General features: G+C 42.1%; 20 protein-coding genes. 5 read left to right on the top strand and 15 right to left on the bottom strand.

The features are described 5' to 3' along the window. From Q7J41_RS01165 to Q7J41_RS01175, 3 genes are all read right to left on the bottom strand, one after another. A partial coding sequence (locus tag Q7J41_RS01165) for a diguanylate cyclase domain-containing protein (RefSeq protein ID WP_304884442.1) occupies positions 1-2,444 on the bottom strand: 2,444 nt, incomplete at its 3' end. 35 nt (positions 2,445-2,479) lie between these two features. Next, complete coding sequence (locus tag Q7J41_RS01170) at positions 2,480-3,940, bottom strand: extracellular solute-binding protein (protein WP_304884443.1); 1,461 nt, start codon at positions 3,938-3,940, stop codon at positions 2,480-2,482. A 122-nt stretch (positions 3,941-4,062) separates the two neighbouring features. Continuing rightward, complete coding sequence (locus Q7J41_RS01175) at positions 4,063-5,514, bottom strand: PLP-dependent aminotransferase family protein (protein ID WP_304884445.1); 1,452 nt, start codon at positions 5,512-5,514, stop codon at positions 4,063-4,065. Positions 5,515-5,651: 137 nt separating this feature from the next. Between Q7J41_RS01175 and Q7J41_RS01180 the strand changes: the two genes are divergently transcribed. Beyond that, complete coding sequence (locus Q7J41_RS01180) at positions 5,652-6,263, top strand: LysE/ArgO family amino acid transporter (RefSeq protein ID WP_304884447.1); 612 nt, start codon at positions 5,652-5,654, stop codon at positions 6,261-6,263. A 124-nt stretch (positions 6,264-6,387) separates the two neighbouring features. Here Q7J41_RS01180 and Q7J41_RS01185 read toward each other — a convergent pair whose 3' ends face one another. The 5 genes from Q7J41_RS01185 to Q7J41_RS01205 all read right to left on the bottom strand — a co-directional run bounded on the left by Q7J41_RS01185 (position 6,388) and on the right by Q7J41_RS01205 (position 9,987). Beyond that, positions 6,388-6,936 carry a DUF6144 family protein gene (locus Q7J41_RS01185; protein ID WP_304884450.1) on the bottom strand — a complete coding sequence of 183 codons (549 nt, stop codon included), beginning with the start codon at positions 6,934-6,936 and terminating at the stop codon, positions 6,388-6,390. A 193-nt stretch (positions 6,937-7,129) separates the two neighbouring features. Beyond that, positions 7,130-7,963: a GyrI-like domain-containing protein gene (locus Q7J41_RS01190; RefSeq protein ID WP_304884452.1), complete on the bottom strand. Its 834-nt coding sequence runs from the start codon at positions 7,961-7,963 to the stop codon at positions 7,130-7,132. A gap of 79 nt (positions 7,964-8,042) precedes the next feature. Then, positions 8,043-8,975: an alpha/beta hydrolase gene (locus Q7J41_RS01195; protein ID WP_304884454.1), complete on the bottom strand. Its 933-nt coding sequence runs from the start codon at positions 8,973-8,975 to the stop codon at positions 8,043-8,045. A gap of 52 nt (positions 8,976-9,027) precedes the next feature. Continuing rightward, positions 9,028-9,534: a GNAT family N-acetyltransferase gene (locus Q7J41_RS01200; protein ID WP_304884456.1), complete on the bottom strand. Its 507-nt coding sequence runs from the start codon at positions 9,532-9,534 to the stop codon at positions 9,028-9,030. After that, a complete protein-coding gene (locus Q7J41_RS01205) occupies positions 9,535-9,987 on the bottom strand; it encodes a DUF3795 domain-containing protein (RefSeq protein WP_304884458.1) in 453 nt (150 codons plus the stop codon). It lies immediately after the preceding gene. Between the two features lie 235 nt (positions 9,988-10,222). On the opposite strand from Q7J41_RS01205, the gene Q7J41_RS01210 reads away from it, so the two are divergent. Next, positions 10,223-10,804: a TetR/AcrR family transcriptional regulator gene (locus tag Q7J41_RS01210; RefSeq protein ID WP_304884460.1), complete on the top strand. Its 582-nt coding sequence runs from the start codon at positions 10,223-10,225 to the stop codon at positions 10,802-10,804. Positions 10,805-10,824: 20 nt separating this feature from the next. Beyond that, positions 10,825-11,589, top strand: a complete 765-nt coding sequence (locus Q7J41_RS01215; RefSeq protein ID WP_304884462.1) for an alpha/beta fold hydrolase — start codon at positions 10,825-10,827, stop codon at positions 11,587-11,589. 429 nt (positions 11,590-12,018) lie between these two features. On the opposite strand, the gene Q7J41_RS01220 is transcribed toward Q7J41_RS01215, so the two are convergent. After that, positions 12,019-13,698, bottom strand: coding sequence for a hypothetical protein (locus Q7J41_RS01220; RefSeq protein WP_304884464.1), 1,680 nt, complete (start codon positions 13,696-13,698; stop codon positions 12,019-12,021). 112 nt (positions 13,699-13,810) lie between these two features. Here Q7J41_RS01220 and Q7J41_RS01225 point away from each other — a divergent pair, with 112 nt between their 5' ends. Further along, positions 13,811-14,077, top strand: a complete 267-nt coding sequence (locus tag Q7J41_RS01225; protein WP_304884466.1) for a diguanylate cyclase domain-containing protein — start codon at positions 13,811-13,813, stop codon at positions 14,075-14,077. Between the two features lie 47 nt (positions 14,078-14,124). Here the strand turns inward: Q7J41_RS01225 and Q7J41_RS01230 are convergent, their stop codons facing one another. Beyond that, positions 14,125-15,012: a fructose bisphosphate aldolase gene (locus Q7J41_RS01230; protein ID WP_304884468.1), complete on the bottom strand. Its 888-nt coding sequence runs from the start codon at positions 15,010-15,012 to the stop codon at positions 14,125-14,127. Positions 15,013-15,201: 189 nt separating this feature from the next. Next, entirely contained in the window at positions 15,202-16,035 is an 834-nt protein-coding gene (locus Q7J41_RS01235; protein WP_304884469.1) for a pentapeptide repeat-containing protein, read from the bottom strand. A gap of 452 nt (positions 16,036-16,487) precedes the next feature. On the opposite strand from Q7J41_RS01235, the gene Q7J41_RS01240 reads away from it, so the two are divergent. Next, positions 16,488-17,336 carry an AraC family transcriptional regulator gene (locus tag Q7J41_RS01240; RefSeq protein ID WP_304884471.1) on the top strand — a complete coding sequence of 283 codons (849 nt, stop codon included), beginning with the start codon at positions 16,488-16,490 and terminating at the stop codon, positions 17,334-17,336. A gap of 138 nt (positions 17,337-17,474) precedes the next feature. On the opposite strand, the gene Q7J41_RS01245 is transcribed toward Q7J41_RS01240, so the two are convergent. The 4 genes from Q7J41_RS01245 to Q7J41_RS01260 are packed head-to-tail and all read right to left on the bottom strand — an operon-like array spanning position 17,475 to position 19,639. Then, positions 17,475-17,894, bottom strand: coding sequence for a pyridoxamine 5'-phosphate oxidase family protein (locus Q7J41_RS01245; protein ID WP_304884472.1), 420 nt, complete (start codon positions 17,892-17,894; stop codon positions 17,475-17,477). Between the two features lie 23 nt (positions 17,895-17,917). Beyond that, entirely contained in the window at positions 17,918-18,565 is a 648-nt protein-coding gene (locus Q7J41_RS01250) for an ABC-2 transporter permease (protein ID WP_304884473.1), read from the bottom strand. A gap of 7 nt (positions 18,566-18,572) precedes the next feature. Continuing rightward, entirely contained in the window at positions 18,573-19,409 is an 837-nt protein-coding gene (locus tag Q7J41_RS01255) for an ABC transporter ATP-binding protein (RefSeq protein ID WP_304884475.1), read from the bottom strand. Further along, positions 19,406-19,639: an AbrB/MazE/SpoVT family DNA-binding domain-containing protein gene (locus tag Q7J41_RS01260; protein ID WP_304884477.1), complete on the bottom strand. Its 234-nt coding sequence runs from the start codon at positions 19,637-19,639 to the stop codon at positions 19,406-19,408. The genes Q7J41_RS01255 and Q7J41_RS01260 overlap by 4 nt, the downstream gene beginning before the upstream one ends. Positions 19,640-19,704 lie beyond the last annotated feature (65 nt).

A 19,704-nucleotide genomic window follows, 5' to 3' on the forward strand; every position in this document is an offset into this window, starting at 1 on the left:
ATAAATATTTTGCGCTCGCCAATCTCCTGAGAATGCTCATCAATGATCTGAAAGGCCATCATAATAATCATCCGTTCCAGCTGCGCCTGTTTTGACTGGGCCGCCGCAACTGCCAGAATTTCCGTGGGATTTTTAAAATTGTCCAATAATGGCCGCATCAGGGCCTCATAGGCATAAATCTCGCCGGTCTTTAAATCGACGATGGGTTGGAAGGCAAAGCGAATCAGCTGTTCATCCAGCAAGCGATTGATCGCCTCCCGGTTTTCTAACAGATAGGCCATCTGCTGATAATACTCCCGATTGAATTCAAACAAACGACCTTTTTCCGTGTTTTTGGCCTCATACATAGCAAAATCTGATAGCTTCAGCAGATCCATGACGTTGGCGGCATCCTGGGGATACCAGGCAACTCCCGCCGAAAAGCGGATCTGGTTATCGCTGCCATCTGGGGTAATCAATGAAATAGACTTGCCATGGACATAAAGATTTTGGATAATCTTGCGAACTTCGTCCTGATTGCCGCAGTTATGCAAGTAAATGGCAAACTCATCGCCGGAAATCCGGGAGACAAGACCGCCAAACTGTTCAAAATAGCGAAAAATGTCACTGGCCCGAATGATCAGCCGATCCCCGACATCATGACCAAACGTATCATTGATATATTTGAGATTATCCAGATCGATGAAAATCATCGCCCCAATTTCATTTGGCTTTTCTTTGATTCTGCGATTTGACTCCCGCTTTAAGGCCGTGTTACTGAATAGGCCGGTCAGTGCATCATAATCCAGCTCATTGGTTAATCGTCGTTTTTCTTCAATGTCCTCAGTCACATCCTGGATCACCCCAACCACCCCATTGGGCGATTTAGCCTCCAGAATCCGCAGCCACATCAGTTTTTCGGTATAGCTATCGTAATATTCATAAATATTTTCCTGATCATCCAGCGGTTGCCGGGTCAGCTTCTGATAGTACCGGTTCCAGTCCTCCTGAGAAATCAGGCTGCCAGGATCCAGGTGCAACAACCAATATAGAAAATCGGTAAGGATCACCTGCTTGCCGCTATCCAGCACTTCATAGCCGCCAATGGGCAATAAGCTCAGTTCCAGAATTTTAGAAGTGGTTTTGGAAACATTCATCAATCGCTGGTTCAACAATTCAACCGCAGCGGTCAGGTCATCAACCTCCAGCATTCCGGTTGGCTTGAAATGAATTTCGTCATAGGGTGAAAGCTCCCGGACATATTTTGACAACCGGGAGATCTTGCGGGTAAAAAAGTAAACCAGTACAAAAACTGCCGAAAATGCCAGGATCGTGGTCAGCACAATGCTATAAATCAGTTTCTCTTGTACGGATGCCGAGTTTTCTCGCAAAACATCGCTAGGCACAAAGCAGGCCAGGGTCCAATTCTGATCCGCAAAGGGTGAATTATCGCTATAGACCTTCAACTTTCGAGCCGAAGCAACCATTGTTCCCAGCTCCCTGAGTTCAGTTTCGAAAACGCCTTCATTTTCCAGTGATTTCAGTTTCAACTGCTCCCCACTTTTTAAATAGGTTTCTGCCAGTACCCCACTGGGAATAAACCAGTCAAGATCCAGGACCTGATCCGTCATTCCGGCAATCACATAAAAGCTGTTATGATAAAGGAGATCGGAATCTGGCAAATAGTGTTGGGAAAAATAGGGCATATCAATCTCGATTCCCATCACTCCATAGCCATTCCCATTTTCATCCAGAACTGGCATGGTATAGCAAACAACCTGCTGATTGTCTTTTAACAGATCCCGGGGCGTCGTCCAATAGCCGTAGCGTTCCATTTCAGAATTTTTATACTGAGTGCTAGCCCAGATCGGTTTTTCATAAAAATCAAAATCCCCGTCTTCACCGCCTGAAGGCATGTCCAGATTCCAGCGGATGCTAGTCGCCATGGTATATTGCTTAGAAACGGCAATGGGACCAATTTCTAATAAGTAGTTTGATGTTGCGCTACTATCTGGGGTGGTATTGCGAATATATACCGCCGAATGGGCGGATGGATCCCCTTTGTTTGAATTGGATCCATTTAAGACAAAAAAAGCCCCAGTTACCCGGTTTTCCTGCAAAATTGATACCAATGACTCACTGGCCAGCAAAGCGGCCTCATGATATCCCGAATCATTGAGATACAGACTTTCCGGGTTACTGCCCTGTTGCCTGGCCAATAAAGTCAATGCTGAATTCAGTTGTTCGGTCTCATCGGCCAGACTGGCAATCGTCTGACCGACTGATGCGTTAAATGTTTTGCTCCGGGTTTCGGTGGTATTATTCAGCAGCCGCACTGCTTCGGCATCCAGCATAAAAAACACCTGAGATACCCATAGCGCCGATAGTAAAGCAAGGCTTTGAAAGATCACAATCATTGCCAATAAAATATTCAACTGTCTTCGGAGGGTCCAGGTTTTTTTCATAGGATTTTCCTTATAAAATGTTTTTTGTATCTGTCTTAATTTTCAATATAGGGGATGCCGGACTCATCAAGCCGATTGTGAATAACTGTCAGCCACTCTTCAAACCGGGCATTCAGATCCAGAGCCGCTAATATTTCCACTTCTGATAGCCCCTGTTCCTTTAATGACGCGGCATTTTGACGGCCAGAATCGCCCATAGCTGTCAGTGATTTTTCCAGAGTGGATCGCACTTCATAACTTCCTTTGAAAGGCAAGGAAGCATAGGTATCACGTTCCATAATCTGATTTAGGGCAATATCATAAACGGCTGCAATATTTTTATCAGCGGCCTCACCAGCCCGTAGATTTTCCAGCGATGCCTTAAATTCGGTATTCTCATAAGCGCCGGATTGGACCGGCAGATATCCGGTGGTCATCGCAAACTCAATATTCTGGGCTTCTGAAGTAAACCATTTTAGAAAAACGGCGGCTCCTTCCTGCTTTTCGGGAGTGGAGTTCGCAACACTCATACCTGCGCCCTGCTGAATTGCATAAGGGCTACCCCCTTCAAAGACTGGATAAGATAAGGCCAGAAAATCGATCGGCAGCTGGGTATTATCCTTTTCAATCCAGGTTGGAAAATAGGCGGCCCCTGATGACGAACCCACGTAGGCAGCCAGATCACCAGCTTTAATATCGTCTGACCGGAATTTACCGACAGCGTTGAAATAGCCCAGACTGATACCACCGTAGTAAGTATCAAAGATCTTTTTCATCACCTCCCGGTTTAACACTACCTGCTGGTTTTGACCATCAATGACTTCAACCCCTAATTGTTTATTGCCGATAATAACATAATTGGCAACCGAATCAACACCCATCAGGCTTTTCCCGTCCCCGCTGGTTTCTGGTGTCTGGGCGTCAGTCCATTTGTAATAGGCCTGCGCTGCCGCATAAACCCCTTCCCAGGTACTAAGCTTAGTGGCGTCCTGACCGTTGGCCGCAGCAAATTCATTCCAGGCGGTCTCATTAACATAAAGCAACTCGGTACTTTTAACAATCGGCAGAATCAGCAGTCGCTCGCCATCAAACTGGCCGTCATTTAGAAATTCTTCCACATACAGGGCCTGTTCTGCTTCGCTGAAGTAATCGTTTAAATCGCATAGCTTGCCAAGTTCATCAATTTCCAGTGCCTTATCCGGATAGCAGGAAAATAGATCCGGCATGGCTTCCGCATTAACAACCCCTTTGGCGGCATCAGTGACAGCTTTTTCCAATTCAGTAACACTGCCCTTAGCTACGGCATTAACCACAACACCCTTTTCAGAACCCACACTTTTGTTAAAAGTATCTACCGCTGTTTCTAGCGCAATCTTATTATCTCCGACATAATAGTGCCACAGGGTGATGGAAACAGGATTTTTGGGATCCAAGGCCGTTTTTTCAACCGCTGAGCAGGACGTCAGCAATATCAGCATGCTTAAAATCAGAGATACCAGTTTTATTTTTCTTTTCACTTTTTTCAACTCCTTTAACCTTTAGACATTACTGTTATCATACAACTATTTACATACCTATTACCAGTTTTTCTTTCAAAATTTTCTATCGCTCACCGATATTTTAGTTTCCAACAGCCCTGTTACGTCCATTTTTTGATAATATCAGACAATCGCATCACTGCTTCCTCAAAATCCCGGCCGCTTAGATACGAATAGGAGATGCGGAGGGCATTTGTCGGGGCATCATCATAGATATCGCCCGGATTGAGAAGCACCCCGGCTTTCACGGCTTCTTCAAACAGTTTTAGTAGGGGTATTTTTTTATTAAAGCGCATCCAGATATAAAAACCACCGGCCGGTGTTCTGAAGGATACCTGATCGCCTAGGTATTGCCTGATTACCCGGACCGCATGGTCTCTGCGGTTCTTCATTTCGGCTCTGATTCGTTCCAGATGCAGTTCATACATACCGCTGTTTAAAAATTCGGTCATGATCCATTGCGAAACCGAACTGGCGCCGTAATCCATTTGCATCTTCACATCTCCGAGACGGTTGATAATCGGCTCTGAAGCAATCACCCAACCGATTCGCAGGCCCGGTGAAAGGGTTTTTGATACCGTCCCCAGATAAATGATATCGCCGTTCTGATCCATTTGCTTAATGGGCAGCTGGGACTGTTCATCAAAATATAATTCTTCATAAGCCCCATCTTCAACAATCGGAATGCGATTGACGGCACAGTATTCAAAAAGGGCCTTCCTGCGCCGATTTGACATCGTGATTCCAGTAGGATTGTGATTGGTTGGATTGGTATATAGGATTTTTGTTGATTTTGCGCTAATCGGAATGCGGTGGTGCAAAATACCTTCTTCATCCATTGGAATACTCTCAAGCCTGATTCCTGCAGACTGAAAAATCTGCAAGGATCTCAGATAAGTTGGTGCTTCGGTGTAGACCACTGAGTCTGCCGAAAGAATACAAACCGATAGCAACTGCAGCGCCTGTAAGGACCCAGAGGTAATCAGCACCTGATCCGGCGTCGCAATGATGCCAAATTTCTTAACATGGTTGACGATGGCACAGCGCAACTGATAAAGACCAGAAGCTTCCAGATAATTCAAAGACGGGATGTTTTCCAGGGACTTTAATGATTTTTTCCATAGTTCCGTAGGAAAAAGGGTTGGATCCAGTTCGCCGGTTCCCAAGCGAAGGATTCCGGGGGTAAATTCAAGTCGATTGATGGCCTGGATCATCGCATGATTGGACTTAAAGCTGCCCAGATTCACATAACGATTCCAGATACTCATTTCGGATAGCAACAATGCCCAGGTGTTACTGATAATCCGGGTTCCGCCCTTAAAATTGCTTTCAATTATTCCATCAGCCGCCAGCTCATCCATGACTGTGGTAATGGTACTCCGATTGACCCCCAGTTTAGCGGCCAGATCCCGCTGCGAAGGCAACTGAGACCCCACTTCCCAGGCGCCGGATTGGATCTGAGTGCTAATAAAGTGGATGATCTGTCGGTAGATCGGTATCTTTGAACTGCGGTCAGGCACCCACTCAAAGGTGCAGGTCTGCTTTTTATTCATAACGCTGTTATCGCTCCTTCTGGCTGGTTTAAATATCTCATATGGCCGGTTACAAAATGCCAGTTTTTATTTATAATGTAAGCGTGATTTCATTATAACAGAAAAAATGATCCTCAGAAAATTCAAAAGGAGTTTTTATGCAATACTTTTTACAAGGCATTCTCATGGGGCTGGCTTATGTCGCCCCGATCGGGATGCAGAATATGTTTGTGATTAATGGCGCCCTGGCTCGCAGTCGGCGGCAGGCTCTTTTGGTTGGGCTGACGGTGACACTTTTTGATGTGGCTCTGGCCTTTTGCTGTTTTTATGGTATCGGCGCAGTGATGGACTACTATAGCTGGCTGCGAGAGCTGGTCTTGTTTTTCGGCAGTTTGATCGTCACTTATATTGGCATCTCGCTGCTCCTGGCTAAAACTGAAAAAGAAGCAGCAGAAGGTGCGGTCTTATCCCTCCGCAAGATGGTTGTATCGGCCTTTGTGGTGACCTGGTTCAATCCCCAGGCGCTGATCGATGGAACCATGATGCTTGGCGCTTTCCGCGTCTCCCTGCCGGTGGATGATGCCCAGTATTTTATTTTCGGCGTGGCTTTTGCCTCGCTGCTCTGGTTTACTAGCCTCGCCCTGATCGTTTCCTATTCTGGAAATCTTATCAAAGGCCGGGCTTTGCGTTATATCAATCTGGTTTGCGGCGGCATTATTGTCATTTATGGCCTGGGACTGATGCTAAAACTGATCCAAATGGTTTTTTGACTGTTGCGTGACATTGCCACTACCAAAAAAACAAGAGCCGATGCTGCATTTTTATCTGCAGTACCGGCTCAGGCTAAAATTTCGGTTATGATCTTCGGGATTTCTCCTGATGATATTTTGATCCTTATTTCCAGATGTCTTTTTCGGGCATAATCTTCATCAGACATTTGTCATCACCCATTTTGATGCTTTTGAGGAGCTCCACCTCAACTTGACACTGGAACGCTTTTTCAAAAAGCACCTGGCTATAACCGGTGGTACATTGACACCAGGTATCAGTCTCCAGACGGTCAACCCCTTCCAGCATTGGGCAGGGACAAAAAGGAAACTGCAGATATAGTTCTCCGTTTTTACTATAAAGCCCGGCCGCATTGGCCCTATCCAGATTTCCGAACTCTTCCATGCTTGTGGATGCGGCAACCAGCTCTTTTACCAACGCCAATTTCTCCTCCATCCCGTAGCCACACTGACAGTTTCTTCTGATCTGCACAACAACATCCTGATCAAAGTGGTTTTCCAGCCGTTCCATCGTTGCTTTTACCCATGCCGGATTATCCTCGCTTTTCGCCGGTTCATCCGAGCCATACATGATTGCTTTGGCAGTATCCTCATTGCTTTTATCTTTGACCGCTTGATAAATGACCTGTTCCTGAATCTTTCTGATATCAAACATATTATCATCCTCCGCTTTTGTTTTATTGATGCACCGGTTCGGCTTAATTGATTGCTGCAACTTTTCTATTTATAAGATTTTCATATTAAAGCTTTTCAAAAAATTAAAAACAGACCTCTTTTAAATCGACCGCTGTCCCTTGACAATTATCATTATAAAAGAAAGTCTGCGGCTTTACTTCTGAATTCTTGCGCTATTTAACGGGGATGCACAAATCCATGATTACCTGACTATTTTCTCTGTCCATCTGGCGGTAAATATCAAGTCCATAGCGTTCGTCCATTTCATAACCGCTGTTTGGCAGCCAGATATTAAAAATGCCCTGAAGGGTTTCATAAATATCCTTGATCAAGCCATCAAAGCGGCAAACGGCAAATTTCCCGCCCTCAATGGTAGTGATATTCTCGAGCCGACAGTTCGCATCAACAGTCATACAAAGATCATACAAACATTGGCCAACCCTGGTAATGGCAGGATCATCGTAAAAACGTTCAATCAGAAGGGTATCGGTGTTGACATAGGCCTGATGCTTCGCCGTAAAGGTCAACCACTGTTCTCCCAGATCCAGATAATTGCCCAGATACCGCTCATAAATCACCCGGAAATCCGCCAGCTCGCAGATCTTTATCTTCTGATCATATACCTCAAATGATTGAAATCTTGCCATCTGATCGGGAATAAAGGGGTGGGGGGCACAGCTGGTATTCACGGTTTTGCGAAATTCCGCCGGGGACAGGTGATGGTGCTTCTTAAAGGCGGTGCTGTAATTTGATGAACTATAGCCATAGGTCATCCCAATATCGGTAATCGATTTTTCCTTGCCAAGCTTCATTTCAATGGCGCTTTGTTCCATTTTCAGACGCTTGATAAAGGCATAGACCCCTTCACCTGTTTCGGCTTTGAAAACTCGGCAAAAATAATACTTGGAAAGATGACAATAATCCGCCACATCTTCGATAGCGATTTCCTCATTCAGGTTTTCAACGATATATTCGATGGCTTTACTGACCAATTCATTCTTCAACATCCAGCTCCCTATTTTAGTGAAATTTTTGCTGTCTCCATATTCATCGTTGTCTTCCGGCTTAAAAATTCATCCGCTTTATTTATCCCCAGTCCGAAAAAGCCCGATTGAGTGCATCAATCCGCTTCATCAAACTCTGCTTGACGATTTCACTGCTTTCGGCTATTTCAAACCCATGAATGGTTCCCTTGGTCTGATGCAATTCAACCGAAACACCACTTTCTTTTAGCTCCGCAGCAAAATTTATCCCTTCATCCCGCAGGCAGTCAAATTCGGCAACCTCAATATAAGCCGCTGGCAGGCTGGCGAAGGTTTCCGCTTCCATGGGCGAAGCATAGACCCGGTCTAAATGAACGACATCCTTCAGGTAGAGCTTCCACATTTTTTCATTCTGTCTAGCATTCCAGAGTGGTGTATCGACAAATTCTTTTATGGAATCAGTTATCTGCCGGGCATCGGTGACCGGATAGATCAGCATCTGAAAACTGATTTTCGGTGCCTTTCGATCCCGCGCCATCAGACAGACGGCCGCCGCCAGCGCGCCGCCGGCACTGTCGCCGCCCACGGCAATTTTTTCGGGATCAATACCGATCTCTGTGGCATTTTGATGCACCCAATTAAAAGCGGCATAGCAATCTTCAACCCCAACCGGAAAAGCATGCTTAGGAGCCAACCGATAATCGACGAAAACCACCTTACAAGGGGTATGCTTTGCATATTCACAAATCAGATGTTTATGAAAAGCTGCTGACTTCAGCACAAAGGCTCCGCCATGGAGATACATCAGACAGGGCAACGGTTCTGTCATGTCCTCCGGTTCGTAGATAATCATCTCCACTGGTTCGTTACGATAGCCGGGGATTCTTTTTCTGATTTCACGTACCCCTTGATTCGGTAAGCGTTTATTAAAACTTCTTTCAATAATCCCATTCATCAGCGGTAATAAACCTGGTGACATTGGTGTTTTTAGCTTTTCATATTTTAAAAAGTCCGGATGGATCGGGTATTTAGTCAAAATGCTCCTCCTGCTAAATAATTAAGGTTTTTATAACCGAATCGCTCATCTTCTACTCTCTGATCAGGGCATATAGCTTCATATCCTCAAATTGTCCATTCTTAACTGCGTTTTTTCTTAAAATCCCTTCTTGTTGAAAACCGGATTTCTCCAAAACACGGCCGGAGCCGATATTGCGGACGAAGGGCTCGGCAAAAATCCGGATGATATCGGTTGTTTCAAAAATAAGTTCACAGATCTGTTTTACTGCCCGGGTTCCATGTCCCTGCCCCCAATCGGGTTCGGCAATGTAATAACCCAGTTCAGCGGTTCTAAAATGGATGTTTTCTTTGCGGAACACACCAATGCTGCCAATGACCCGATCTTCATCGGTGATGGCATAAGCAAAGGTTTGGTCTTGATCCGCATCCAGCATCACCTGAATGTATTCTTTTGCATCATCGATGGTATAGGGAAAGGGCAAGCCGTCGCGCAGGTTAGCCAGAATTTTCTGATTGTTCAGCATCTCCGAAAGCTGCTGCGCATCTTCTATTTTCCATTTGCGTAGTGTTGTTTTCAATTAAATTTCCTCCTCATTCCAGCGGTAGCGCTTATTTGTTCGCAAAATATCAAGATCACACTGCAGACAGAGCCCGTTATGACAGCAAATTGGCTCGCCGCATTTGGGACATGCCCACCGCTCTTTTTCGCTTTTCAGAAACGCCGTCATCCCATTTTTCTGAATGGCCTTCAGGTTTTCAATCATACTCATATGATATTTGGTCCGATAACGCTTATCCAATCCCTTTAACCGCTTGCAGGGAAAGTCACTGCATTCATAACAAAAACGCACCCGGCCGTTTTTGAGCAACTCACACTGATCACCCATATGGGTGCAGTTTTCGCCTCTGGGAATACAGCCGGGACAGTATTTCCGATTAAATCCCTGCTTTTTCAAATCACCTTTTTTCATTTGATAGGCGACACATAAGCTGCAATTCATGCCGCAGGGGGCAATTAGATTTTCTTCCATACAAATTACCTCTCATTATTTAGAATCTATTGATTTAATTGCCTACGGCAATCTTTCGCTTTCTTTCAAATGGTTAACTACATCTTCTTCTGTCAAATACGATAATTTAATGGGATCGCTTTTGATATTTATAATTTTAACATACTAATCACAGCGTTGACAAAAAAATAATTCTGGTCTATACTAATAATATGAATATAATTAGTATCTATTCATATTATTAGGAGGTGAACCAGTGCCAAAAATATATTCAAACGAAAAACGACAAGAAATAAAAAATCAGCTTATGATGGTTGGCTTGGAATTGATCAAACAGCATGGTTTAAAAAAAATGAGTATTCACGAGCTCACTAAAAGAGTGGGCATTGCTCAAGGTACCTTTTACAATTTTTTCAACTCAAAAGAAATACTGGTTTATGCACTTGCCGAATCATACCAGCAAAGCATCAATCATCAGCTTGAAGAAATCATTCAAGCAAAGGGACATCTTGAACGGAATGATTTGCGCGAATTATACGATTGTATGTTTTTAAAAGATGAGAACAATGTCTATCGTTTCCTGACCAGAGCAGATCTTCAGAACTTATCCACCCGGCTTCCCAGCGATTGTTTTGATAAAATGACCGATATAAAAGCAGAGATGGAAAGAAATTTACGCCATGTGCGTGAAAAAAAAGAGCAGTATGATCTCGATGCAGTCATTAACTGGATTCAGATTATGAATCTCACCATCCAAAATAAAGATATATTGGTAGCAGCCGGGATTGAGAAGATGATCCTTCAGCTGATCGAAAATATGTTAGATGAATTATTTTAGCAGACAACGAAAGGAAAACAATGATGAAGTTCTATGAATACGGGGATAAAAAGTCACCATCGATCATGCTCATTCACGGTGCCGGTTGGTCCTATTGGCTTTATTTACAAGAAGCCAGATTATTGCAGCATAAATACCATGTGATCTTACCGGTAATCGATGGGCATGGTGAAGAAGCCGAAGTTCCTTATCGCTCTACCGAAAAAATTGCTGATCAGTTACTTGATTATCTTGACCATAACAATGATGGCAAACTTTTCGCCCTCAGCGGGGTTTCTCTGGGCGGGCAGATCGCCATTGAACTCTTATCAAGAAGAGCGAACCTTGCCGAAAAAGCAATTATCGAAAGTGGCCTGTGCATTCCCCAGCCAGCTCTTTTGAAATACAGTCTCTTTGTCTATAAACATTTTGGCAAATGGATGTTTTCAAAAAAATTTAATCAGTGGGCCCTGACAATGCTTCCAAAACAAATGCATTTACCTGATGACATTGCCAAGTTATATTTGCGAGATATCCCCGCTGTTAAAGTTGAAACAATGAATCAGGTTTTTTACACCTATTATAACTATGAACTCAAAGACAGTTTGAAAAACAGCCTGAGCGATATCATTTACTGGTATGGCAGTAAAGAAATGAAGTGTATTAAAGCGTCTGGAGCGCTATTCCAAAGCACTGTTAAGAACTGTCAATTAATTGAATTACCGGGTTATCGGCATTCCGAAATCAGTGCTTATCATCCCGAAGAATGGGTGCAACGAGCTGAGCAGTTTTTCGCAAATAAATAAGACCTCATCCGATTGGTACGGCGAGATTACCATACATCGTCAATAAGCTCATTCCAATGATAACAACATATGGCGAATACTTAAACATTGGATCTTTAAGCAGCTCGACAAACATGATGAAAAGACCGACTAAGAAGGCGACTAAGCCAAAATCGAAAAATAACGCACTTAAATTAATTTGCGGCCAGGGGAGTTTGATAAAATTTACATAGTTTGAGTATGAAAAGCAAATTAAAAAGCAGGCTAACGCCACGAAGGCATTTGACAACCGCACCGATCGTTCAATATTTTTCGTCGTTCTTGATAAAATGATCAAGCAACATATAATAATTGTGGATCCGCTTATCAGCAATAGATCATACATCCTCAGTCCTCCAATTCGAGATTTTCTTTATTCGTTAAATTATAGCAAACCCTGATTCCCGATTTTCATTGGGATATCGAGGAAATTAGCGGCCATTTTTCGGTTTCTACAAAACGATCCACCAGAGAATTGGCATTCTCAATGATTATCTGGTCAAATTCTAAATAGTTTAACAGCGCAATGGCATTTTTAGTCTGGGATGGCCCGACATGCAATTTGTAATCAAACCAAATTGTTTCGTCTGTAATGGTCTCCTGAAAATGATAATTATCGTACCTGTTTGCCAAAATATTGGTGAGTTCAATATCATGGGTGGCAATCAGACAAAGACAGTTCTTTTGATCTAAATAATCCAGAATCGCTGAGGAAGCGGCGATTCGCTCGATAGTATTGGTGCCTTTTAAAATTTCATCAATAAAGCAGAGACAGGGATAGTTATTCACCTTATCTAGTGTTCGTTTCAGAGATTTAATTTCAGCCATAAAGTAGCTGTCCCCAGCTAGAATATCATCCTTCACTGCCATGGAGGTCACGGGCAGGCAGTGAGCAAGCGAAAAACTGCTGGCAGTGCAGGTATAAATCGTCTGGGCAAAAATGCTGTTAATAGCCAGTGCTTTTACAAACGTTGATTTTCCAGAAGCGTTAGACCCGGTAATCAGGCTGTTTTGCTGAAGTTCAATGTCATTTGCTATGGGTGATTCCAATAAGGGATGATATAAATCAGCGGCAACTACTTTAAATTCTTCTGTAAAGGTTGGGTTAACGGTAAACGGAAGACTTTTTCTGAAAGATGCTAACGTGATTGAAAGATCCAGTTCGCCAATATTCTGATAAATGCGATGAAGGGCCTCCCTGTTCTTTGATACCAGGGCAATCGCTTTGTTATAGGTTCTGAAGTCGTAGAGGGTTATGATTTTCAGGTAGTCCAGAAGTAAATCAATGTCTGAGGTACCACCCATCATGACTCCGGAAAGCTTACCAGCAAGGGCTTTAAAGGGAACATTATCTTGTCGGATTTTATCCATTAAATCACTTAGACTGTCGGTTGTGTCATATGCTAAAAGTCTGTTACAACATCGGAGAATGGCTGATAAATAATGAATGGTTAGTAAATTTTTGGCTATTTCTTTTTTAAAATAGTAATAGACGACGCCATTAACAATGATTGAAAGGACTATACTCGCCAGACCAACTGATATATTTAATAGACAGATCCCCAAGCAAAGAAAAGGAATAATGGCCAGGATTGTATAGGCCAGGGGATTCTTAAGCGCTTTTAATTGACTTTCAAAAATAAGTGAAGAAACATCATTATAGCTGGATTTACCCAATTTTGAAAGAATCATTTGAATTTCCAGACGTTCTTCGGGATTTTCAGAGAAGAAAGTGATGTGTTTCTCTCGTTCTTTAAACAATTCATCATTCCATATTGGTTGATGCAGGGTTGCATACAACACCTCGTCGCCAACCGAGGTTAAACAGCTGTCCAAACGTTTAAAGACATCGTCCATATCCAAGTCGCTCCAGGTCAGTTCATCGATGGTGACCTCTATCTTTTCATATTTTAGTTTTCGATCCCAATAATCGGATACGCTTCCCCAAATATCAGGATTAAAACCGGTTGGTGCTGTTCCAAACTCATTAATTAAGCGTTGTCGAAAATCAACTCTCGCTCTTCTGTTTGACAATAAACTAAAACCAATAAAGCCAATGATTCCAATCCCTACAAAAAATAATATCTCCATTTAACCCCTCTTTTTCCAGGCATTTTTATGCTATTTTCAGAAACGATTGCCAGCAAAAATGTAAGTATAATATACACTTTAACATAATTGATGTCAAATTCGGCAGAAATCAATGCAATACTCGATCCAACAAACAAAACGTCGTCATGTTAATCATAATGAATTCGTTATCCTTTCAAAACATCTTGAGATCAATACCTTTTGTCGTCAAATAGAGAAATTGAATTTTTCTGATACTTTTGAGGGATTTGATTTTAAAGGCCTTAGCTTTGGCTATGCATCTTTCCCTGCCGATGGTTATAAGCTAAATGAGCTATTACATCTGGCCGATTTAAAAATGTATGAAATAAAAAACAGAAAGCGTAATATTAACTTGTAATATTACGCTTTCTGAATCTTTATGTTAATGTCGAACATCAGTGATTTTTATTTAATTGAGGCCTCATAAATCGATTGGATCGATTCATCTAATGTCTTATTAAATTCGTCATCACTTTGGTTCGCATTGAGTCCTTCGGTTAGTGCTCTTGAGAAACTGGCTATCAGTTTCGGATTCTTCGCCAATTTTTTATTTGATTCTTCTCGGGAATAACCACCCGATAGAGCAACCGTTCTGACAACATTTGGATGCACGATAATCTCTTGATAAAAATTATCAACATCGGGAATGGTCAGCTTAAACATAACCTGTACATTCGGATCCAACGTTTTCAGGTGTTCGAGGATTTCTTGTTTGAGCATGGCTTCGGCTTCGGCCTTATTAGGGGTATGAATATCAACCTCTGGCTCCAAAATTGGAATAAACCCTGCCGCTACGATGGCCTTGCCCAATTCAAATTGTTGATCAACAATGGCTTTGATCCCTGTTGGATTAGCTTCTTTTATGACAGAACGCATTTTTGTCCCAAATATATGTCGATCTTTTGCCCGGATGAGTAACGCATCAAGATCAGCAATCGGTTTCATTAGTTGAACGCCATTCTCCAAATCCAATAGTCCCTTATCAACTTTCAATATTGGTAAGATTCCCTTAGTATCCCAAAGATAATCGGCACTATATTTTCCATCTACTTTCAGATCCATTGTTTTTTCAAACAGGATCGCTGCCAGTATCCGTTCTTTGGTAAACGCAGGACTCTTCATAATTCGTGAACGCATCTCGTGAACCATTTGAAACATCTCTACTTCATCAGCATAAGCTTCTTTGGGAATTCCATAAATTGCCAGTGCTTTTGGTGTGCTACCGCCGCTTTGATCCAACGCCGCTATAAAACCGTTGTCATTTTTCATTCGTTCCAACTGTGACAAATTCATAACTACCTCCGTGTTTTATTTCTCCATTGTATTATACACCTTTTCAAAGCTTTTGAAACCACCTTAAGGTTAAATTTTTAAAAAAGAATTTTTACCGGGACTTTTTCGAACCCGCCAATGTGCCTATTTGAAAGTATTCTATACATTCTCTCACCTGGCTCAGTTGATAGCTACTCACTTGCTTAACGGTCACTCACCTTGCCAGCTGGAAGGTCGTGATAAATTAGTAGGAAGCTTAGTTTTAGAATTTCCCTGAGCCGCATTAATCTGCATTTGTGTTAGAAAAATACAGCCGCTTAAATCCGTGTCTTTGATGTTCGCATCCCGCATATCAGCGCCCAAAAAGTTGGTTTTCTTCAGGCTGCAACCGCTAAGATTGGCTGCAATCATCAACGCCATACTAAAATCTCGGCCATCAAGATTGGCTCGTTTAAAGTTTTTACCAAAATAGTCTTTATGGGCTGTCCCATCAGAAGAATCCGTCACTACTTGATCACTCACCTTTTTTAACGCCTTATTAGCACGCATTTTATAACTGGCAATATCCATAACCAGGATTTCAGTCGCAGTAGTTGCGGTCATTTGAATATTCTCTGCAATTAGCGCATCGATCTCCGCTTTAGTACGATCATCGCTGACTAAAGACAGCCCTTCCAATAAATACCAGGCGATCTGATGGAGCTGAAAGACCTTCATAAAGACCCGAAAGATTTCATCGGCCTTGTCCGGATTGGTTTTCCAGTTTTCATTGAGGTAACAGCTTTGGGTCACTTTCTGCCCGGCGCCAATGCAATCATAAGCCAGACACCCTTTCATCTTTTTCGTTTTCAAAAGAGCATGGATATCACAGCGAAAATCTGTCATCACGTGTTTACAGGGTACCCCCGCCTGCTTGTTTTCGGGAAACCCATCAGTTTTCGTGTAATACAAAGCGACGCAACATAGACCGCTGCATTTTTCACAATCGATCTGAAGTTCCGCTTCCAAATTCGCATATTTATTGGTTACTTCTATTTTCATCATCTAACCACCATTAAGCCTTTCTTCGTACCAGGTCTGTTCACATCATTACTCCATTAGGGTTATCTCGCCCTCTTTCTCCACCTTGTTGTTATTTTTGATTTAACCCTCTGATATTTTATCAATATATCACACTTTTGATGAATGATAAACGAAATTCACCCTTCTTATACTGATTAGCATTCAATGATGTCGTATTACAATGCCCTTTACTAGGATATTAAACGGCTCGGTATGGTCATTGCTCTTGTCATTCCTTATCTGACCTTATATAATATGTTTACAAACCTAAAATTCAAACACCATTATCCCGATTGCTGCATAATCTACAAATGGGATATCCGCAAATAACCACCTCAATTTCTCGCATAATAAAAGCCAACTCGCTTATTTGGGCATGAAAAGAGAGGACAGATAATCTTGAAACATTATAATATTAATAAGGAGCTGAACAAATGGAATGGATTGAAAGACTGAATAACGCAATAAATTATATTGAGGAGAATATTGCTGAGGACATTGACTATGAGCAAGTCGCCGCCATTGCCTGTTGCTCAACCTATCATTTTCAACGGATGTTTGCCTACATGGCAAATGTGCCCTTATCGGAATATATCCGCCGCCGGCGAATGACACTGGCAGCCGTTGATCTTCATGGTAGCGAAGAAAAAATAATTGATGTGGCCTTGAAATATGGCTATACTTCTCCCACCGCATTTAACCGAGCGTTTAAAACGATTCACGGCGTTGCCCCTTCACATGTTAAAGAAGGGAGCGTTGAGCTCTGTGCTTATCCGCCCATCAGCTTCAAAATTACAATTAAAGGAGTTACGGAAATGAATTACAGAATTGAACAAAAACCAGCTTTTCGAATTGTTGGCACGGGACAACCCTTGCACAAGGAAATTGAAAAAAACTTTGAAATTGTGCCGCAAATGTGGCAACAGGCGACTACCGATGGAACGATTCCAAAATTGGCGGTGCTGATGGATCAACAGCCAATGGGTTTACTGGGGGTCAGTGTCTGCAATGACACCGAGGACTGGCGATATTTTATTGCGGTTGCAAGCACGAAGAACATCGATGACAGTTTAACTGAATATACGGTTCCTGCTGCCACATGGGCGATCTTCGCTGGCAGTGGAACAAACCTGTCCATTCAAGAATTAGAACAACGGATTGTCACCGAGTGGCTGCCAACTTCTGGGTATGAATACGGCAATGCCCCGGACATCGAAGTCTATATCAATGCCGATCCACAAAATACGCAGTATGAAGTTTGGATACCGGTGGTTAAAAAATAAACGAAACGTGATACCCTCACTTAAAATCATTTGGCCACCCTTCTGGAACGCTGGCACTGCCAAACCGGAAGGGTAGCTCATTTTTTCTTATCTTAGTCGCCAACAGCAAATTATTTTATGTAAAAACAATACTATATATTATACTATATTGAATTCCTCTGAGTTAAAATCACTATAAAATCTTCCCGTTTCAGCAGTAAATTTCAAAACACAATAATCAGGATCTGTTACGCCCCCTGGATAATACATTGTATCGCCTTCGAGCCATATCATCTCTTTGCTTTTAACATCCTCTAGAATCGCCATTGTTCCTTTAAGCATTATTCCTCGAAAAAAAAGTTTATCACAAAAATATATGCAGGCCTTAGGATTACTGCGATATTGTGCCACTCTCATCGAAGACGTATTAGTAGTAAAATAAAATGTTCGTATTCCTTCTCTTTTCCTTGGTGGCAACATCGCTTTTGTATTGGGAAATCCTTTATCATCAACAGAGCTTATAAATGCCGCACTCTGCTGGTCGATTAAATCCCCAATTGTCTGATATTTATCATTCATTTAAACCCTCTTCTCCTTTGTCCCTACAAATCCAATGCTTCAAAAGATCTTACCGATTTTTTATAAGCGCCGAGTGTCAATACACTATAAAATAAGATACCGACGACTAATACCACCAGCTTATATTCAATATAATCCGGATCTTTCGTATCCAAATATTTTTGCATAAATGGCACCACATGGACACTTGTTTCTGCAATGATCATATAAATGGTCATCACCAGACTACCCCAACCAAAAGCAACCCCAACCTTGTCGGTATTTTTAAAGTAATTGGTAAAAAAAACGAGATTGAAGAACCCCATCATTAAAAAGGCTAACCCGAAAAAGGCCGTGTTTGCATCAATCCCGATCAGATTTCCCGGCAAATCATATAAGCTTCTGATATATGCAAAGGGGATTGCCGTTAATACCTGAGCTAGCTGAATCATGACGACAAATAAGAATCGTGATTTGACAATATCTTTTTTGCAAACCGGGAGTGTCATGGTGTAAAAAATATCGTTATTTTCCCGCCCACTTAAGCACATAAAGAAGATCCCCAGACTGGTGTAAAAAAATGTCACATAATAGGGATAATTAGGAATCAGCATCATTGCTGATAAAGATAAAAAAATAACTGAGGTCGGGTGCATCGCCAGCTTGAATTCTTTGTAAAGCAGATTATTCATTTCTATGTCACTCCTTTTCCAAATGAATCATAATCGATTCTAAATCCGCATCAGTCACTTTTTCATCGATATTATTCACATCGATCGATTTAATTAAAGCACTATAGCCATGCTTGATCGGCTTGTACCCGATCAGTTTGGATCTTAAATCATCGCTCAGGTGCTCGTCTGAAAATTCCATAACTTTGTACTGCGCTAAAAATGATTCAATATTGCTGTCTGCTAGCACTTTACCATGCTGGATATAAATGATATTATCCGCACATTTATCCAGATCTGAGGTAATGTGAGTCGAAAATAAAATCGTGATCCCATCTTTTGCTAGTCCCAAAAAGACATCAAGCAAGTCATCTCTTGAAATCGGATCAAGACCGCTGGTGGGTTCATCCAGAATTAACAGTTCCGCATGATGTGAAAGCGCCAGAACAAGTGAATATTTCACCTTCATTCCCTCAGATAATTCATCGGGGGTTTTGTTTTCGTCCAGTGCAAAGCGCTCCATATAATGTTGATAGGCTTGTTCATCCCATTTCTCATAAAAACGCCGGGTGGTTGCTGTAATTGTCTTGATCTTCTTTTTGGGATAATAATTAATCCCACCGGCAACAAAACCGATTTTTTGCTTGATTTCAAACTCACTCACTTTAAAGCTCTTTCCGAAAAATAAAATCTCTCCTCCGTCTGGATGAACAAAGTTCAGAAGTGCCTTAAGGGTCGTAGTCTTGCCGGCTCCATTACGGCCAATAAAACCGGTGATGGTGCCCTGTTCCAATGCAAAAGAAACATTATCGAGTTCAAAACGGTCATATTTTTTGCATAAATTGTTAACCGCCAGGACGCTCATTTTTCATCACCCGTGTCTGAATCAGCGTCCTTTCCGCCAAAAACCATTTGCGAAATCTTAGCAAACATATTTTTAGGGGGAATCGCAATCCCCTGTTCTTCATCTCCCAGCAATATCAATGTATCGCCTGGTTTAATATTAAAGACATCCCTTGCTTCTTTGGGAATGACAATCTGTCCTTTTTCACCGACCTTAACAGTCCAGGCATATTTTCCTTTTGGCTGAGTCATTATTTTCCTCCATTCAATGTGGCAAGTACAATAAGTATAATAAGTATGATTTGTACTACATATTA

Origin of the sequence: Acetobacterium sp. (genome assembly GCF_030652775.1) — a bacterium.
In the GTDB taxonomy this organism is placed as follows: domain Bacteria; phylum Bacillota; class Clostridia; order Eubacteriales; family Eubacteriaceae; genus Acetobacterium.

Bases quoted from the DNA above. Each gene is read 5' to 3' on its own strand.
- Q7J41_RS01175 (WP_304884445.1), bottom strand. From the start codon at position 5,514: ATGAATAAAAAGCAGACCTGCACCTTTGAGTGGGTGCCTGACCGCAGT.
- Q7J41_RS01180 (WP_304884447.1), top strand. From the start codon at position 5,652: ATGCAATACTTTTTACAAGGCATTCTCATGGGGCTGGCTTATGTCGCC.
- Q7J41_RS01185 (WP_304884450.1), bottom strand. From the start codon at position 6,936: ATGTTTGATATCAGAAAGATTCAGGAACAGGTCATTTATCAAGCGGTC.
- Q7J41_RS01190 (WP_304884452.1), bottom strand. From the start codon at position 7,963: ATGTTGAAGAATGAATTGGTCAGTAAAGCCATCGAATATATCGTTGAA.
- Q7J41_RS01205 (WP_304884458.1), bottom strand. From the start codon at position 9,987: ATGGAAGAAAATCTAATTGCCCCCTGCGGCATGAATTGCAGCTTATGT.
- Q7J41_RS01215 (WP_304884462.1), top strand. From the start codon at position 10,825: ATGATGAAGTTCTATGAATACGGGGATAAAAAGTCACCATCGATCATG.
- Q7J41_RS01220 (WP_304884464.1), bottom strand. From the start codon at position 13,698: ATGGAGATATTATTTTTTGTAGGGATTGGAATCATTGGCTTTATTGGT.
- Q7J41_RS01225 (WP_304884466.1), top strand. From the start codon at position 13,811: ATGCAATACTCGATCCAACAAACAAAACGTCGTCATGTTAATCATAAT.
- Q7J41_RS01230 (WP_304884468.1), bottom strand. From the start codon at position 15,012: ATGAATTTGTCACAGTTGGAACGAATGAAAAATGACAACGGTTTTATA.
- Q7J41_RS01235 (WP_304884469.1), bottom strand. From the start codon at position 16,035: ATGATGAAAATAGAAGTAACCAATAAATATGCGAATTTGGAAGCGGAA.
- Q7J41_RS01240 (WP_304884471.1), top strand. From the start codon at position 16,488: ATGGAATGGATTGAAAGACTGAATAACGCAATAAATTATATTGAGGAG.
- Q7J41_RS01245 (WP_304884472.1), bottom strand. From the start codon at position 17,894: ATGAATGATAAATATCAGACAATTGGGGATTTAATCGACCAGCAGAGT.
- Q7J41_RS01250 (WP_304884473.1), bottom strand. From the start codon at position 18,565: ATGAATAATCTGCTTTACAAAGAATTCAAGCTGGCGATGCACCCGACC.
- Q7J41_RS01255 (WP_304884475.1), bottom strand. From the start codon at position 19,409: ATGAGCGTCCTGGCGGTTAACAATTTATGCAAAAAATATGACCGTTTT.
- Q7J41_RS01260 (WP_304884477.1), bottom strand. From the start codon at position 19,639: ATGACTCAGCCAAAAGGAAAATATGCCTGGACTGTTAAGGTCGGTGAA.